We start from the raw sequence: 16,738 nt of genomic DNA, 5'->3' as shown, positions 1-16,738 counted from the left end.
TTTGTGAGACAACTTAACCTCAGTAAGCGTCTTTTTTGGATCATCGCTTTTTGCGTGTTTATATCGCACGGGCTTGTGGTATTGTATCTGTATCATCAAGCAGAAAATTTGGCACAAATGCGTGCTTACTCCAAAGCAAAAACCCTCCAAGATTATTTTTTATCTATGCGTTATGTGTACCACAAACAATTTTTAGAAAGTGGAATTGACCTTAATGATTCTACTGTTGGATTTTTGCCTGCACATGCTTCTGCGCATATTAGTGAAGAATTTTTAAAACGCTCAAATCAAGGTATTAGCATTCAGAATGTTTCTGATCGCCCTCGTAACCCTGTGAATCAAGCAGATGCTTTAGAAAGAAAATCCATTGCCTATTTTAATCAAAATCCTGATAAAAATGAGAGCATTGAGCTTGTCAAAGAAGGAGATGAAGAATTTTTCTTTTTCGCTTCTCCTTTACGAATTCAAGCCTATTGTTTAGTATGTCATGGTGAAAAAAATGAAGTATTACCATACATTGCAAAACGTTACGAACATGCATATGGCTATAAACTAGGCGAAGTAAGAGGTCTAACAAGTATTAAGATTCCCAAAAATACTTTATTTGATGAAGTGATTGCATTTTTCTGGAAAGAGATGTTATTTAGTTCAGTTGTGATGCTCCTTTTGTTGAGCCTCATGTATATTGCTATTAGAGAGTTGACAAAACGTGACGTTGAGCAAAAAAAAGAGCTTGAGGCGTTGGTGTTAGAGCGTACAAAGAACTTAGCCCAAAAAAGTATTGAGCTTGAAAATGCATATGCACATCAAAAGCATCTTTATTCTGTTTTGCGTACAGTTGCAGATAGCAACCAAATTTTGATTACGACACAAACGTTAGATGAACTACTCTATGAAACGGCACGATGTCTTTTTGCTAATGATTCATTTGCTCATGTCAAAATAGCATTATGGGATAAAGACGCTTTACAGGTAAAAGAGTCATGTGGTTTTGATGAAGAACATGACGTCAATAGTTTAGAACAAAAAGTTTTTGAAGAGTGTGGTTCTTTAATTATCAAACCTAAAAGTGAGAATATTCCTCAAACTTGTCAAGCGACAATGATGCGCTATCATGTAAGTGAAGCTTATATTACTGTTTTAAAAAGTGATAAATTCGCACGTTCAGCATTAGGTATTCTTACCGTTTGTACAACGATGGAAGAGGGATTTAGTCCAGAAGAACGTGCTATGATAGAAGAATTAGCAGGTGATATTGGATTTGCAATTAACTCTTTTATGCAAAAAGAGAGCATTGTAAGACTCTCTTATTATGATTCTCTTACAAATCTCGCCAATAAATCATTGCTTATTGAGCAAATAAAACTTTGTATTCATGCAAATAAGCGTAGTAAAACTTATGGTGCATTGTTATTTATGGATTTGGATAATTTTAAATCTATTAATGATCTCAAAGGGCATGCGACAGGTGATCAATTGCTTATTATGATGGCACAGAGATTATTGAATTATACACAAGATAATAATAGCATCGCACGTTTTGGTGGAGATGAATTTGCTCTTTTATTACCTTCTTTAGATACTGAGCTTGAAAATGCGGCAAAAAAGGCTGAAGAGATCGCAATGCAAATTTTGGTTGCAACAAAAGAGCCATTTATGATCGATAATCATCCTTTTTATGTGACTGTGAGTATTGGAATTGGTCTTTTTGATGGAGAAGAAGATGTCGCTACACTACTCAGCCATGCCGATAGTGCAATGTATACGGCTAAAACTGATGGACGCAATACGATTCGCTTTTTTGATCCTTATATTCAAAAAGTGATGGAAGAAAAATCTTTAATGCTTCAACAATTAAGAGATGCTATTGATTCAAAACAATTTTTGCTTTATTATCAACCACAAGTTGATCAAAATGCCCATATTATAGGTGTTGAAGCACTCATACGGCTTGCTAAACCTAATGGTGAACTTATACCACCTATGCAGTTCATTCGTTTGTGTGAAGAGTCAGGGCTTATTGTCCCACTTGGTCAATGGGTCTTAAAAGAGGCGATGATGCAAGTGAAACTTTGGGAAAATGATGCCCTAAAATCGCAATGGAGAGTCTCCATCAATGTGAGTACCAAGCAGTTTGAGCGCGAAGATTTTGTGTATAGTGTACGTAGCACACTTGAAGAAACAGCCATTCATCCTGCACTAATTCGTCTAGAACTTACTGAAAGCCTTTTAATTGGGGATAGTACGAAAGCATTAGAAAAAATTAGAGAACTTAAAGCATTGGGTGTATCCCTTTCTGTCGATGATTTTGGAACAGGATATTCAAGTTTGCAATACTTGAAATGTCTTAATGTGGATGAACTTAAAATCGATCAGTCGTTTGTACGTGACTTTATGTTAAATCGTAGTGATGCACTGATTGTTGAGACAATTATTTCAATTGGCAAGAATTTTAATATGGAAGTGATTGCTGAAGGTGTAGAGACAGAAGAGCAATTTGAAAGACTTAAAGCAATGGGATGTCAGAATTTCCAAGGCTATTTCTTTGGAAAACCGACACCCTCAACATCGCTTTAAGAGATTACTCACGGACGATGTCGTATCCTCTTGGGATTTCTGCTTTAAACAGTTCGTCATCTAAGAAAAGATTGGTTGTTTGATTAGAAAAAAGGATTTCGACAGCGTTATCCAGTTTATCACGGTAAACAACCTTTTCAATATTCTCTTTCTGCGTAAAAATAGTATAGGTTGTCTCTTGATATTTTGTAATATATTTATGAGGAGAAACTTCTTTTGCCTCTTGGAGTAATTGCGCAATATTTGGCGTATTTTCAAGTGTTGTAATAATGACTTGTTCTAATTCAGGTTCAATGATTAAAACACGTGTGTTGTTAAAATAGATTTTCTTTGCTACAGGTTTTTCGTAAATCCAGAGTGCTTTTTTGTCATTTGTAGCAAAGAAAGTACCTTGATAGATAATAGTTTTATTTTGATCGTTAGTTACTTTTTGTGTAAAATCGCTTTGAATAGTCTTGAAATGTTCGATTTTGGCAAAAAGGAGCGTCGTTAAACAAGCAAATATCCATAAAAATCGCATAAAAACTCCTTGTTAAGATAATAAGATATGGAGTTTTATCAAATAGATAGTAAAAGTATGATAAAATCCCAAGCTTTAAGAAAAAGCAAACGTATAAAAGTAAAGAAAATCGAGGTGGAATCACATGATGTTGAGTAATATTATTCGTAAAATTTTTGGCACTAAAAACGATCGCGTTGTCAAAGAACTGCAGGGGCGTGTAAAAAAGATCAATGCCTTAGAGCCAACATATGAAAAGATGAGTGATGAAGCCTTAAAAGAAGCCTTTAATGCATTTAAAGCAGATGTACAAGCCGGTCGCGTAAAATTAGATGATATTTTAAATGATATCTTTGCTCTAACACGAGAAGCAAGTAAACGAACAACAGGTATGCGTCATTTTGATGTACAAATGATTGGTGGTTTAGTACTTCATGGTGGAGATATCGCTGAAATGAAAACAGGTGAGGGTAAAACACTTGTCGCAACACTTCCTGTTGTTTTAAATGCGATGACAGGTGAGGGTGTACATGTTGTAACGGTCAACGATTATCTTGCAAAAAGAGATGCTGCGGATATGTCTCGTATTTATAACTTTTTAGGACTCAGCGTTGGTGTTGTAACCAATGACCTGGAAAATGACGCTAAACGTAAAGAACAGTATGATGCAGACATTACTTATGGAACAAACAACGAATTTGGTTTTGATTATTTGCGCGATAATATGCGTTATTCTTTAGATGAAAAAGTTCAACGTCAACATAACTTCGTTATCGTCGATGAAGTGGATTCTATCTTAATTGATGAAGCAAGAACACCTCTTATTATTTCAGGACCAGCAAATCGTACACTTGATGGATATAAAATTGCAGATGGTGTAGCAAAACAATTAACAAAAGAGGTTGATTTTACCGTTGATGAAAAAAATCGTACCGTTTTAATGACAGAAGAGGGTATCAGCAATGCTGAAAAACTCTTTGGTGTAGACAACCTTTATAGCCTCGAAAATGCTGTTCTTTCACACCACCTTGATCAAGCCCTTAAAGCACGTTATCTCTTTACAGCTGATGTTGATTATGTTGTAAGAGAAGGCGAAATTGTTATTGTTGATGAATTTACGGGTCGTTTAAGTGAAGGTAGACGTTTTAGCGAAGGCTTACATCAAGCGCTTGAAGCTAAAGAAGGCGTTATGATTAAAGAAGAGTCTCAAACACTTGCGGACATTACGTTCCAAAATTATTTTAGACTTTATAAAAAGTTAGCAGGTATGACAGGTACTGCTCAAACTGAAGCAACAGAATTTGCACAAATCTATAACCTAGAAGTTATCTCTATTCCTACGAATGTTCCAATGCGTAGAGAAGATATGAACGATCTCATTTATAAAACAGAACGAGAGAAATTTGAAGCGGTTATTAAAGATATTAAAGCATGCCATGAAAAAGGACAACCTGTTCTTGTTGGTACTGCCTCTATTGAAAAAAGTGAACTTTTACACGCACTTCTCAAAAAAGAGAAAGTGCCACACTCTGTTTTGAATGCTAAGAACCATGAAAAAGAAGCTCAAATCATTAAAGATGCAGGTGTTAAAGGTGCTGTAACCATTGCAACAAATATGGCAGGCCGTGGTGTAGATATTAAGCTTACGGATGAAATTAAAGCACTGGGTGGTCTGTATATTATTGGTACAGAGCGTCATGAGAGCCGCCGTATCGATAACCAGCTTCGTGGACGTTCAGGACGTCAAGGTGACGTGGGTAAAAGCCGTTTTTATTTAAGCCTAGAAGATAACTTATTACGTATTTTTGGAAGTGATCGTATTAAATCGATTATGGATCGTTTAGGAATTGAAGAAGGTGAGCACATTGAGTCAAAAATGGTTACACGTGCTGTTGAAAATGCTCAGAAAAAAGTTGAAGCATTGCACTTTGAATCTCGTAAACACCTTTTAGAGTATGATGATGTTGCTAACAAACAACGTAAAACAATTTACAATTTTAGAAATGAATTGTTAAATCCAAATTTTGATATTGACAGCAAAATTAAAGAAATTCGTTTTGAATTTGTAACAAATTTGCTCTTTAAAGCGGAAATTTATGAGGGAATTGCTCAAAGTGAATACAACATCGAACGTCTCATTTCTATTCTTCAAGATGACTTGAATGAAACATTTGAGATTGATGCCCTACAAGGCCTAGAATTTGAAGATTTACGTGCATTGATTGTTGATACTCTCGATAAAAATTTTGATGCAAAAATGTCTGTTGTTGATGAAACACAACGTAAAGAAATTGAACGTATTTTATATCTCCAGGTACTTGACAATGCATGGAGAGCACATTTGTATCAGATGGATATTTTAAAAACAGGTATTGGTCTTCGTGGCTATAACCAAAAAGATCCATTGACTGAATATAAAAAAGAGAGTTATAACCTCTTTATTGAACTCGTAGAACAGATCAAGTTTGAAAGTTTTAGAACACTTCATATTGTTCAATTGCGTGATAATAAAGAAGAAGAAGAAAGACGTGCTATGGAAGAGATGATTCGTAGAATGGAAGCAGCAAATGCCAATGCAACACTACAACATCAAAGTCCATACAATGACGAAGATGAAGATGATAAAGATAAAAAAACAGCACGAAACGAGCCATGTCCATGTGGAAGCGGCAAAAAATACAAGCAGTGCTGTGGCAAGAGTGGTCCTAAAAAAGGGCTTTTAGCGTAAGGGTTTTGAGTGCAAAAGAATCTTAGTATCTATCTTGTCAAAAAGTATTTACGATTTGACAAGTCTCAACCCTTTATTACGGTTATCTCTCTTTTAGCCTTTTTTGGCGTTGCTATTGGCTTAACCGTACTTATGGTCGCTATGGCAATTATGAATGGATTTGATAAAGAGTTTGAAAAAAAACTCTTTACCATGAATTATCCTCTCTCAATTTATTCTCGTAGTTTTTCCCCTGTCAATCAGACACAACTGAATGCATTAAAAGAGCAGTTTCCAAAACTCCAATTTAGCCCTTATATTTCAACCCAAGTGATTATCAAAAAGGGCAATCGTTTGGAAGGCGGCATGTTATTTGGTGTTAATTTTGAACAAGAGGCAAAGATTAATTCCATTATTGCAGAAGCAATCAAGGGTAAAACTCTTGATAAATATGACCTGATTACAGGTAGTGAAATCGCTAAAAATCATCAGTTTTCATCCGATGAAAAAGCAACTCTTATTTTCACAAAAAATGATCCTGGCGGTATGAGTCTTATCCCAAAAATGAAACGCTTTAATTATCAAGGTTCATTTCGTTCTGGATTGAATGCGTATGACAAAGCCTATATGTATACCACACTGGATTCTTTAGCACAAGTTATGCAGTATGACGAAGGTCATTTTGATGGTATTCATATCTACTCTGATGATCCTTTTGCGGATATCGAAAAAATTCGAAAAGCACTTCCTGATGATTTGGGCATTGTTGGTTGGTGGCAAATGAATGGGAATTTCTTTGCTGCGCTAGCACTTGAAAAACGTGCACTTTTCATTGTATTAATGCTCATCATTTTAATCGCATCACTCAATATTATTAGCTCACTTTTAATGACAGTAATGAATAGACGTAAAGAAATTGCTCTGTTACTCTCTTTAGGTGCGTATAAACAAGAGATCAAAAATACGTTCTTCTATCTTGGCTTAGTTATTGGCGGAGGAGGAATGCTCTTTGGGATTATCTTAGGTTCATTGGCACTTTTTGTTTTAGGCTCTTTTGATATTATCTCATTGCCTGCAGATGTTTATGGTACCGCAAGGTTACCACTTGATCTTTCTATGCTCGATTTTGTTCTTATTGTTTTAGGAACAAGTGTCATTGTAGCGCTTTCTTCATACTATCCTGCCTACAAGGCAACACAAATTAACGTTTTAGATACATTACGAAATGAGTAGAAAGTAGGCTTATAAAAGCCTACTTCAATAAATCAGTAGTGATATTGTAGTTTTCTTCGACGAGTTCACGTAGTTTATGTAAAAGTGTTTTAGAATCCGTTCCATCATCTGGATACGTAACGACGTTATCAAATGGTTCTTGATCTAAAAAATTCTGAATTCCAGAGAGTACTTCTGTTGCACCATTCCAATCTGTACCTGTAAGCATAACAACATAGTGATTGCTGTGATTAAAAATAGCATCTGTTCTTCGAAGAATGCGTTGGAACATCTCCAAACTATCCATCTCTTCTCTATCTTCTAATGAAAAAAAGATAAGAGAAAAAGGAACTTCGTCTTTAATACCAAAACGCTCTAAAAGAGCAATATGGTGATCAATCAGATTGGCAAGATTGATTTTTGAAAAAGCAATACCTGACATGGAGACTCCTTTGTGTACCTATTTCTTCTAATTGTACTCTAAAATCTATGCTAACGACTCAATTTTTTCAAAATTAAAATAATTATATCCATCTTTGTGTTCGTAGGTAAAACTAATATGATGTGCTTTAACAATATGATGCACGATATAGAGTCCTAGTCCGAAACTTTGATGCGAATTTTTCTCTTGTACAAAAGGCTCCAAATAGTGCTCAAGTTCGTACTTAAGCGGTTTTCCTTGGCTGATAAACGATATCTTCTCTTTTGTTGCCACAATCTTGATGGTCTGATCAATGGAATATTTAATACCATTGTCGATGACATTTTTCATGGCAGTGGTAAAGAGTCTAAAATCGACATGTAAAATAATCTCATCATCCAGTTCGATCTCAATTTGAGAAGGTGAAATCATTGCTAGGTCAATTGCTTCATCGAGCATATCGACCAAGCGATACGGTTTGACATTTTTGAGCCCTTCTCCTGATGTAATTTGTTCAATAGAAGCAAACTCATTAATCAAAAGTTCAAGCTTCTCAAATGTCCCAATCAGACGATCACGCTGTTTACCATTTTCAAGCATTTCAGCACTTATACGTCCTTTGGTGATAGGTGTTTTAAGTTCATGCATGATGTTACGTAAAAAGAGCTGTCTGGAGTGATTGAGTTTGTTGATTTGCTCAACCGCATTATGAAATGAGTTCGCGACTTGTGAGATTTCATCTTCCCCATCAGTTTTACAGTTAATATCAAGATCCCCTTTTGCAAAACGATCCATTTGTCGTTTGAGTTTACGAAGTGGTTTGAGTTTACGAATCGTTAGAATATAGGCAATAATAATAATGGCAAATACAACCCCGAAAATCATTTTAATGAGATCATATCGGTAAGGTTGAAAATCTTCATCTTTTAGAAGAAGAGAGGAGTATTTAGTTTCAATATGTAAATAGTGGTCATTGTCATAACGTAAAATTGCACTTGTTCCGATACGATCGACAATTTTTTGAATAATTTGTGCATTTTTAAGAATATGTATTTGAGATTCTTTGTCGGTAATTTCGCGCATTTGATACCCTTGTACCTGGCGCTTTAGTTCATCATTGGTAATAAAGTTATTCAGATGAAACAGTGTTGCTCGAGCAATAATAGAATATTTAGTATTGAGTTTTTCCGTATAGGTCTGTTTATCATATTCCAATAAAAAGAGGAGGGCCAAAAAAATGCTAACGATACTGATGGCAAAGATGAAGGTAATACTGTAAAAAATGGAAGATTTTGTCATTGTAAAAACTTATATCCTACACCACGAACGGCATGAATGTATGTTGGTTCTTTAGGGTTTTCACCGAGTTTTTGTCGAATTCGACCAATGATAACATCGATACTTTTATTGGTTGTTTCTTCACTAATAGCTTCAATGTTGTAAATAAGCTCTTCCCTCGATACAACGCCGCCTTCTTTTTTCATCAAATAGCCTAAAATTCCATATTCTGCTGCAGTGAGGTGGAGCTCTTTGCCATGCAATAAAATAATCATCTGGTCTTCATTTAAAATCAGATCTTTTGTTTTTTGAACACTTTGTTCTGTTGGAACAACGCCTTTTTGACGACGCAATAAACTCATAATACGTGCTTGCAGTTCTCTTGGGTTGTAAGGCTTAGGAAGATAGTCATCTGCTCCATTTTCAAGCGCTGTGACTTTATCTGTAATGTCGGTACGTGCTGATGAGATGATGATAGGAATGGTATGACGTTTGCGAATCTCTTTACATACTTCAAGCCCATCAAGTCCTGGAAGCGTAAGGTCTAAAATCACAAGGTCAAACTTTTTGGTATCAAGTGTAGAAAGTCCTAAATAAGGGTCGTCTGCAATGGTAATGGTTATATCAAATTGCTCTAAATATTCCGTTAAAATTTCAGCAAGTTCTAAATCATCTTCAATCATCAAAACATTCGTCATTCACACTCCTTTCAGATAAAGGATATTATAGCCTATTTAGGAGGCATTTGCCTCCTAAAGGTTAAGGCATAACAAGGATAGCGCGATAGTTCTGACGATTGATAATAACGCGTTTTTTACTGTTTTTATACTCTTTTAAAGCAGTATTCAAATCTTTAAGAGATGTGATACGTGTCTGCTCTACTTGAATAATAATATCACCTTCTCTAAAGCCTATTTTTTCAGCTTTTGATTCATCTTTCACTTCTAAAACAAGTACACCTTCAATCTCTTTTGGAATTTGGTATTGCATTCTTGTTTTATCATTGATATCTAAAAGGCTTAGTCCTTCAATAGGGCTTGTGCTTTTTCCATCACTCGCAACAACTTGTTCAGCATCCATCTTAGCCAGTTTGACTTTGGTGGTTTTTACTTTTTTATCGCGCTCGTAGGTAATCGTAATGGTTTTATCTGGCGCTATGCTTGCGACAGTGTTTTTAAGCTCATTAGAGTTTTTGATTTTTACTCCATCTACCTCAAGAATGAGGTCTGATACTTGTAATCCGCCTTTTTCAGCAGGTGAGTTTTTCTCTATCATCAAAATGAGTGCACCTTGCTTATTTTCGTACAACTCTTTAAGATCATTGGTCAAGTCGGAGATGGAAACGCCCATAAAACCTCTCTCAATTTTACCTGTCTCGACTAACGAAGTAGCAATTTTTTGTACCATGTTAGAAGGTATAGCAAAACCAACGCCGTTATTGCCACCACCTTTTGAAAGAATAGCACTGTTAATACCAATCAAAGCACCACGACTATCCACAAGTGCACCACCCGAATTACCAGGGTTGATGGAAGCATCGGTTTGAATGAAGTTTTCGTATTGGTTTAGTCCAACATTGTTTTTATTGAGTGCTGAAATAATACCTTGTGTAATCGTTTCACCTACACCAAAAGGGTTACCGATGGCAAAAACGACGTCACCTTCAAGCAGATTGGACGAGTCACCAAATTTAGCGACTTGCAGATCTTTTGCTTCAATCTTTACAACGGCAAGGTCTGTTTTAGGGTCTTCTCCAATGATTTTTGCTTTATACTCTTTTTCATCATCAGGTAATGTGATGACGATTTCATCGGCACCTTCAACAACGTGATTGTTAGTTACAATGTAACCATTTGCAGAGATGATAACGCCAGATCCTAGTGAATGAGATTTGCGTTCTTGTTGTTTGAGCTCAGGTAAACGGTTGCCAAAAAATTCTTTAAAGAACGGATTTTGCATAAGCTCATTGAGTTGGTCATTTTGCTTACTTTTTTTAGTCGTTGCAATGTTAACAACACTTTTTTTAGCATCTTTAATAGCATTATGATAAGAGAGAATCACATTTTGAGATGTAGCATCTTGACGTTCTGAGTCTTTGGGCATTTGGGCTATTTCAATAGTAGCCGCATACAGTGAAATGGATGCGATAAGGGATAAAAAAATCATCTTTTTCATTGTTAAACTCCTTGATAGTTTCTATAAATGAAATTATAGATAACAGAGGTAAATATATAGTAAATATTGAGGAATTAATCATATAAGTTGATTGACCTAGACTAAACTTTTATGTTATAATCACTATAAATATTAATGGACAGAACACCGTCCACAATAAGGTTAATACCCATGAGTAAAAGTTTATATGAAACATTGGATGTCTCCCCAGATGCCAGTGCAGATGAAATAAAAAAAGCGTACAGAAGATTAGCGCGTAAATACCACCCAGACATCAATAAAGATGCAGGCGCGGAAGAAAAATTCAAAGAGATTAACGCTGCGTATGAAATTTTGAGTGATGAACAAAAACGTCGTCAGTATGATCAATATGGCGATAGTATGTTTGGTGGTCAAAATTTCCATGACTTTGCACATTCTCAAGGTGGCGCAAATCTCGATGACATCTTACGTAGTATCTTCGGTGGCGGCGGTGGCTTTGGCGGCTTTAGTAGCAGTCGAGGTGGTTTTGGAGGATTTGGTGGTTCGAGTTTTGGCGGTGGTGGTTTTGGTGGCTTTGGTGAACCAGACTTAGATGTTAGCGCTAAAATTGTTATTCCTTTCAATGTCGCTATTTTAGGTGGAAAACATTCCCTCTCTTATAACAACGAGAGTTTTGATGTCAAAATTCCAGCAGGTATTAAAAATGGCGAAAAAATGCGTGTCAAAGATAAAGGAAAATCGTTTCAAGGACAAAAAGGCGATCTCATTTTAAGTGTTGAAGTGGCTTCAAGTCCTGAATATACTAGAGAAGGTGATGATTTGATAAAAACCATTGATGTTCCTTTAAAAACGGCACTTTTCGGCGGTAAAATCACTGTAGATACACTTTACAAAGAGATTACACTGAAAGTAAAAGAAGATACAAAAAATGGACAAAAATTTAGAGTAAAAGAGTATGGTGCACTAAATCGTAAAACACAAACAAAAGGCGATTTATACTTAGTGGCCAATATTGTTCTTCCTCCAGTTGCTTCATTAGATAGTTCCTTGAAAGCAATGATGGAATCACATTTACCAAACTAAATTAAAGAGGAGTATATCATGCATCACGGATATGAAGAACCTGTTTATTTGATTAGTGTTGTAGCAAAGGTTTTAACGATTCATCCTCAAACCCTTCGTCAGTATGAACGAGAAGGGCTGGTAAGACCTTCAAGGACAGATGGAAAAATGAGGCTTTACTCACAACGTGATATCGATAAGATCAAAATGATTCAACGTCTTACTCGTGATTTGGGTGTTAATTTAGCAGGTGTTGACATCATTATGCAGCTCAAAGATAAAATCGATGAATATGAAGCATTGATTGAAACCCTTCGTTTAGAAGTGAGTGGTCTTTCTAAAAAAAGTACACAAACTAAAAATCCATTGGTAAAACATAAAAACAGTTACGAGATTATTTTATTTGGGGAGTAAATGTGGATAATTTATTAGCGATCATTTTAAGTGCAACCGCTTTAGCAACTCTTTTCAATATCTTATTGAAACGTTTTAATATACCAACGATTATTGGTTATATTATCACTGGGTTTGCTATTGCTTATATGTATAATTTAGGTCGTAATAATGAATCTCTCACCCATATCGCAGAGTTTGGCGTTGTTTTTTTGATGTTTACTATTGGGCTTGAATTTTCCATTAAACATCTTTTAGGAATGAAAAAAGATGTTTTCTTTTACGGTCTCTTGCAAGTCTCACTCGTAGGTGGTGTTATTGCATTAGGCTCTGAGTATTTTTTTGGCATAGAAAAAAAGAGTGCGATTGTCATTGGTTACGCATTAGCACTATCATCGACTGCAATTGTTCTTAAAATTCTCAATGATAGTGGAACGATTCATACTGTTTATGGACGTAAAGCACTGGGAATTCTTCTTTTTCAAGATATTGCTGTTATTCCCATCTTATTGATGATTAATATTTTTTCCAATCAAACGAGCTCACTCTCTTCTTTGTTGTTGCAAACACTCTATAGCGCCGTCATTATTTTAGGGTTGATGTATGTTGTGAGCAAATACCTTCTCAATCGCTTTTTATCATTAGTTGTGTGGGCAGATACACAAGAAATTTTTATTGCTTCTGTTTTATTATTGGTGGTGGGTGCTTCATTTTTAGCCCATACTTTAGGATTTTCTTACTCGCTAGGTGCTTTTCTGGCAGGTATGATGATGTCAGAAACGCAATATAAACACCAAATTGAAGCCGACCTTGTACCGTTTCGTGATCTCCTTTTAGGACTCTTTTTTATTACGGTAGGTATGCAAATAGACTTAAGCCTTATTGCTCAAAATTATGGGACGATTTTACTTTTTCTTGGTGCGATGATGGCATTTAAAACACTGGTTGTTTTTGCCATTTTATTCTTCTCGGTTGGTGGTAGAGTTGCGCTAAAAACAGGTCTTGCTTTGTGTCAAGGTGGTGAGTTTTCTTTGGCTATTTTAGCCCTTACAAGCTCATCCCATCTCATTAGTGCTAAAACATCACAAATTTTAATTGTAACCGTTGTCTTATCGATGATTTTAACGCCTTTTATTTTGAAAAATATGAAGAAAATTGTCGATGCTATCACGAAAGAGCCAAATAACGGTGACTTTATGATCCACTCTTCTGGGATTAAAGATCATATCATTGTGTGTGGTTATGGAAAGCTTGGACAAGAGATTGTCTATCGTCTTAAAAAAATGAATATTAATTACTTAGTACTAGAGCATGATATCAATCTTGTAAAACTTGGACAAAGTAGGGGCGAGCCTGTTTATTTTGGAAATGCCGCTGAGAAAAGTATTTTGAAAAATGCATTTGTTGAAAATGCAAAAGCGGTCATCATTGCGATCAATAATGAAAAAAAACTGATTCTTTTGTGTGAAGTCTTAAAATCATTTGACGCACCAATTAAAATCGTCGCTAAAGCCAGTGATTATGATGAGAAAAAATTGCTTAAAGCTCTTCAGGTAAAACATATTGTTAATGAAGGAAGAGAAGCGGCAAAAGCGCTTCTACATGTGGCACTAGAAGAAAATCCTACTGAGTGATAAACAGGGCTATTTCATCGCTTAAAAAATAGTCGTTATTGAAAACACGATTTTCGTGCCATATGAGTTTTTTTTCTGTAATTAAAAGATTGACTCTTTCCTTCTCTTTAACACTGAAATGTTCCATAGGAATTCCAACAACACTACGCAATCCCAAGAAAATTTTCTCTATATGTAAGTCCTCGTTACTTAATAGTTCAGTCTCTTGTATAAGAGGATTTTGTGTATATGCTTCTATACTTTTTGTTGGATAAAAACGTCTGTTATGTAAAAAACCAACAGCGCCTGCACCAATCCCAAGATAGTCTTGATGTTCCCAATACCCTTTATTGTGTTTGCTTTGATATCTACCGAAATTGGATATTTCGTACTGAGGAAAGCCTGACTCAATAATATTTTTCACAAAATTTCGTGCTAATTCTTCAGAACCATTTGCAACGTCTTTTCTCGTGTAAAAAGGCGTTTCTTCTTCAAGAGTCAGCGCATAAGCACTGATGTGGTTAATGGGTAAAGAAGACGCTATACGCAAATCTTCTTGCAATAATATTTCAGTATCGAGCGTTGTTCCATAAATCAAATCAAGAGAGATGTTCTCAATGCCTTCTTTGGCAGCATTTTCAATGGCTTGAAGTGCAATTTTTGGTGTGTGATTGCGCCCTAAAAAAGTAAGTTTTTTTTCATTGAAACTTTGAACTCCAAAGCTAAGACGATTAACGCCTAAAGCATGCATGTGTGCTATCCATTCATGGGTAGCTGAGTGTGGATTGGCTTCTGACGTGACTTCTGCATCATCTTGTGAATAAGGTTTAATGATGTCAAAAAAAGGCTCATACCATGACGCTGGAATGGTTGAAGGTGTTCCTCCTCCAATAAACAAAGAGCTAATGCTTTTCTTTTGTGAAGCAAATTTTTCAAGTTCAAACTGAAGTTGCTCTGTAATACGTTGCATATAGTTTTGTTTGAGTGAAGATTTATTATCATAGGAGTTAAAAGCGCAATAGTGGCATTTACTATCACAGAAGGGGATATGAAGGTAGGCTAACACGAAATTCCTTGTATCAAGCAAGTTTAATGACTTTTTTGATACTATTTTAACAAAAATATAGAGGTAATGCGTAATTATGGAATCACCAAAACGATACAGACCAAATGTTGCTGCCGTGGTGGTCTCTGCTAAATACCCTTTTCAATGTCAACTTTTTATTGCGAGTCGTAGCGATATCGAAGGTGCTTGGCAATTCCCACAAGGAGGAATTGACGAGGGTGAAACACCACGAGAAGCGCTTTACCGTGAATTAGAAGAAGAGATTGGTACAGGTGAGGTGGAAATTATTGCAGAGTATCCTGAATGGCTACAATATGACTTTCCTCAAAAAATTGCTCAAAAAATGTACCCTTTTGATGGTCAGAGCCAAAAATATTTTTTAGTAAGACTCAAAAAAGATGCCAAGATTAATCTTGCAACGAAAGAGCCAGAGTTTTGCGACTTTAAATTTGTCAGTTTAGAAGAGGTGTTTGATTTTATTACCTATTTCAAGCGCCCAGTATATAAACAGGTGTTAGAATATTTCAAGAAAGAAGGGTACCTTTAAGATGTTAATCGTTCAAAAATACGGAGGAACGAGTGTTGGCAATGTTGAGCGTATCGATGCCGTTGCTCAAAGAGTTATTGAGAGCAAAAAAGAAGGGCATGATCTTGTTGTAGTCGTTTCAGCGATGAGTGGCGAGACCAATAAGCTTTTAGATTTTGCAGGATTTTACAGCTCTACACCTAACCAACGCGAAGTTGATGTACTTCTTAGTGCAGGTGAGCGTGTAACCAGTGCACTTTTAGCCATTGCTCTTGAAGCCAAAGGGTATGAAGCTGTTTCTATGAGTGGTCGTAAAGCAGGTATTGTAACGGATGATGTACATACAAAAGCGAGAATTGAACACATCGATACAGCGGCGATGAAAGCAGCATTAAAAACGGGCAAGATTATTGTTGTCGCTGGTTTCCAAGGTGTAACAGAAAATGGTGAAGTTACGACATTGGGACGTGGTGGAAGTGACCTTTCTGCTGTAGCAATTGCAGGTGCTCTTGAAGCAGATCTTTGCGAGATTTATACCGATGTAGATGGTGTTTACACAACCGATCCTCGTATTGAGCCAAAAGCAAAAAAACTTGATAAAATCAGTTATGACGAAATGTTAGAACTTGCAAGCCTTGGAGCAAAAGTACTCCAAAGTCGCTCTGTTGAGATGGCTAAAAAATTGAATGTCAATTTGGTCACTCGTAGCAGTTTTAACCACAATGAAGGAACACTTATAACAAAGGAAGATAATATTATGGAACAACCATTAGTTAGCGGTATTGCACTCGATAAAAATCAAGCTAGAGTTACTTTACGTGGTGTTACAGATAAACCAGGCATTGCAGCTGAGATTTTCAAGAAATTGGCTGATTGTAACGTTAACGTTGATATGATTATTCAAAATGTTGGACACGATGGTACTACCAATCTTGGATTTACTGTACCTCAAAACGAACTTGAAATGACAAAAGCTGCTATGAGCGAACTTAGAGCAAGTGATGTTATGGAGTACGATAGCGACATCGTAAAAGTATCTGTTGTCGGTGTTGGTATGAAATCACACAGCGGTGTTGCGTGTAAAGCGTTTGACACTATGGCTAAAGAGGGAATTAATATCGAAATGATCAGTACCAGCGAGATTAAAATCTCTATGGTTATTCAAGCAAAATATGGTGAGTTAGCAGTACGTGCACTTCATAGCGCATACCAATTGGACAAATAATT

The 16,738-nt window shown here is 36.0% G+C and carries 14 protein-coding genes; 8 read left to right on the top strand and 6 right to left on the bottom strand.

All coding sequences use genetic code 11. The features are described from left to right. Positions 1-3: 3 nt before the first annotated feature. Positions 4-2,577: an EAL domain-containing protein gene (locus tag UCH001_RS07665; protein WP_067176481.1), complete on the top strand. Its 2,574-nt coding sequence runs from the start codon at positions 4-6 to the stop codon at positions 2,575-2,577. 4 nt (positions 2,578-2,581) lie between these two features. Here the strand turns inward: UCH001_RS07665 and lolA are convergent, their stop codons facing one another. Next, entirely contained in the window at positions 2,582-3,097 is a 516-nt protein-coding gene (gene lolA / locus UCH001_RS07660) for a LolA-like outer membrane lipoprotein chaperone (RefSeq protein ID WP_067176478.1), read from the bottom strand. 127 nt (positions 3,098-3,224) lie between these two features. On the opposite strand from lolA, the gene secA reads away from it, so the two are divergent. Further along, positions 3,225-5,804: a preprotein translocase subunit SecA gene (secA, locus tag UCH001_RS07655; RefSeq protein WP_067178496.1), complete on the top strand. Its 2,580-nt coding sequence runs from the start codon at positions 3,225-3,227 to the stop codon at positions 5,802-5,804. Positions 5,805-5,813: 9 nt separating this feature from the next. Then, the gene (locus UCH001_RS07650; RefSeq protein ID WP_067176474.1) at positions 5,814-7,016 is read left to right on the top strand and encodes an ABC transporter permease; all 1,203 of its coding nucleotides are present in this window, start codon (positions 5,814-5,816) and stop codon (positions 7,014-7,016) included. A gap of 19 nt (positions 7,017-7,035) precedes the next feature. Here the strand turns inward: UCH001_RS07650 and UCH001_RS07645 are convergent, their stop codons facing one another. The 4 genes from UCH001_RS07645 to UCH001_RS07630 all read right to left on the bottom strand — a co-directional run bounded on the left by UCH001_RS07645 (position 7,036) and on the right by UCH001_RS07630 (position 10,869). Beyond that, positions 7,036-7,437, bottom strand: coding sequence for a hypothetical protein (locus UCH001_RS07645; protein ID WP_067176471.1), 402 nt, complete (start codon positions 7,435-7,437; stop codon positions 7,036-7,038). 45 nt (positions 7,438-7,482) lie between these two features. Then, a complete protein-coding gene (locus UCH001_RS07640) occupies positions 7,483-8,715 on the bottom strand; it encodes an ArsS family sensor histidine kinase (protein WP_067176465.1) in 1,233 nt (410 codons plus the stop codon). After that, positions 8,712-9,392, bottom strand: coding sequence for a response regulator transcription factor (locus UCH001_RS07635; RefSeq protein WP_067176461.1), 681 nt, complete (start codon positions 9,390-9,392; stop codon positions 8,712-8,714). Before UCH001_RS07635 ends, UCH001_RS07640 begins: the two co-directional genes overlap by 4 nt. A gap of 61 nt (positions 9,393-9,453) precedes the next feature. Then, positions 9,454-10,869, bottom strand: a complete 1,416-nt coding sequence (locus UCH001_RS07630) for a Do family serine endopeptidase (protein WP_067176458.1) — start codon at positions 10,867-10,869, stop codon at positions 9,454-9,456. A gap of 171 nt (positions 10,870-11,040) precedes the next feature. Here UCH001_RS07630 and UCH001_RS07625 point away from each other — a divergent pair, with 171 nt between their 5' ends. The 3 genes from UCH001_RS07625 to UCH001_RS07615 are packed head-to-tail and all read left to right on the top strand — an operon-like array spanning position 11,041 to position 13,940. Further along, positions 11,041-11,934, top strand: a complete 894-nt coding sequence (locus UCH001_RS07625; protein ID WP_067176455.1) for a DnaJ C-terminal domain-containing protein — start codon at positions 11,041-11,043, stop codon at positions 11,932-11,934. 18 nt (positions 11,935-11,952) lie between these two features. Further along, positions 11,953-12,327 carry a heat shock protein transcriptional repressor HspR gene (locus UCH001_RS07620; protein ID WP_067176452.1) on the top strand — a complete coding sequence of 125 codons (375 nt, stop codon included), beginning with the start codon at positions 11,953-11,955 and terminating at the stop codon, positions 12,325-12,327. 2 nt (positions 12,328-12,329) lie between these two features. Further along, positions 12,330-13,940, top strand: a complete 1,611-nt coding sequence (locus UCH001_RS07615) for a cation:proton antiporter (protein ID WP_067176447.1) — start codon at positions 12,330-12,332, stop codon at positions 13,938-13,940. Here the strand turns inward: UCH001_RS07615 and hemW are convergent. Next, positions 13,930-14,985, bottom strand: a complete 1,056-nt coding sequence (gene hemW, locus UCH001_RS07610) for a radical SAM family heme chaperone HemW (protein WP_067176444.1) — start codon at positions 14,983-14,985, stop codon at positions 13,930-13,932. The two genes, UCH001_RS07615 and hemW, sit on opposite strands and share 11 nt — an antisense overlap. A gap of 76 nt (positions 14,986-15,061) precedes the next feature. Between hemW and UCH001_RS07605 the strand changes: the two genes are divergently transcribed. Then, on the top strand, positions 15,062-15,532 hold the full coding sequence (locus UCH001_RS07605) for an RNA pyrophosphohydrolase (RefSeq protein ID WP_067176441.1): 471 nt from the start codon (positions 15,062-15,064) through the stop codon (positions 15,530-15,532). A 1-nt stretch (position 15,533) separates the two neighbouring features. Continuing rightward, the gene (locus tag UCH001_RS07600) at positions 15,534-16,736 is read left to right on the top strand and encodes an aspartate kinase (protein WP_067176437.1); all 1,203 of its coding nucleotides are present in this window, start codon (positions 15,534-15,536) and stop codon (positions 16,734-16,736) included. The last annotated feature ends 2 nt before the right edge of the window (positions 16,737-16,738 follow it).

Origin of the sequence: Sulfurospirillum sp. UCH001 (assembly GCF_001548035.1) — a bacterium.
In the GTDB taxonomy this organism is placed as follows: Bacteria; Campylobacterota; Campylobacteria; order Campylobacterales; family Sulfurospirillaceae; genus Sulfurospirillum.
This window is presented reverse-complemented; position numbering and strand designations above follow the sequence as displayed.

Excerpts from the sequence above, each read along its gene's own strand:
- lolA (WP_067176478.1), bottom strand. The coding sequence starts at position 3,097 with ATGCGATTTTTATGGATATTTGCTTGTTTAACGACGCTCCTTTTTGCC.
- secA (WP_067178496.1), top strand. The coding sequence starts at position 3,225 with ATGTTGAGTAATATTATTCGTAAAATTTTTGGCACTAAAAACGATCGC.
- UCH001_RS07645 (WP_067176471.1), bottom strand. The coding sequence starts at position 7,437 with ATGTCAGGTATTGCTTTTTCAAAAATCAATCTTGCCAATCTGATTGAT.
- UCH001_RS07640 (WP_067176465.1), bottom strand. The coding sequence starts at position 8,715 with ATGACAAAATCTTCCATTTTTTACAGTATTACCTTCATCTTTGCCATC.
- UCH001_RS07635 (WP_067176461.1), bottom strand. The coding sequence starts at position 9,392 with ATGACGAATGTTTTGATGATTGAAGATGATTTAGAACTTGCTGAAATT.
- UCH001_RS07630 (WP_067176458.1), bottom strand. The coding sequence starts at position 10,869 with ATGAAAAAGATGATTTTTTTATCCCTTATCGCATCCATTTCACTGTAT.
- UCH001_RS07625 (WP_067176455.1), top strand. The coding sequence starts at position 11,041 with ATGAGTAAAAGTTTATATGAAACATTGGATGTCTCCCCAGATGCCAGT.
- UCH001_RS07620 (WP_067176452.1), top strand. The coding sequence starts at position 11,953 with ATGCATCACGGATATGAAGAACCTGTTTATTTGATTAGTGTTGTAGCA.
- UCH001_RS07605 (WP_067176441.1), top strand. The coding sequence starts at position 15,062 with ATGGAATCACCAAAACGATACAGACCAAATGTTGCTGCCGTGGTGGTC.
- UCH001_RS07600 (WP_067176437.1), top strand. The coding sequence starts at position 15,534 with ATGTTAATCGTTCAAAAATACGGAGGAACGAGTGTTGGCAATGTTGAG.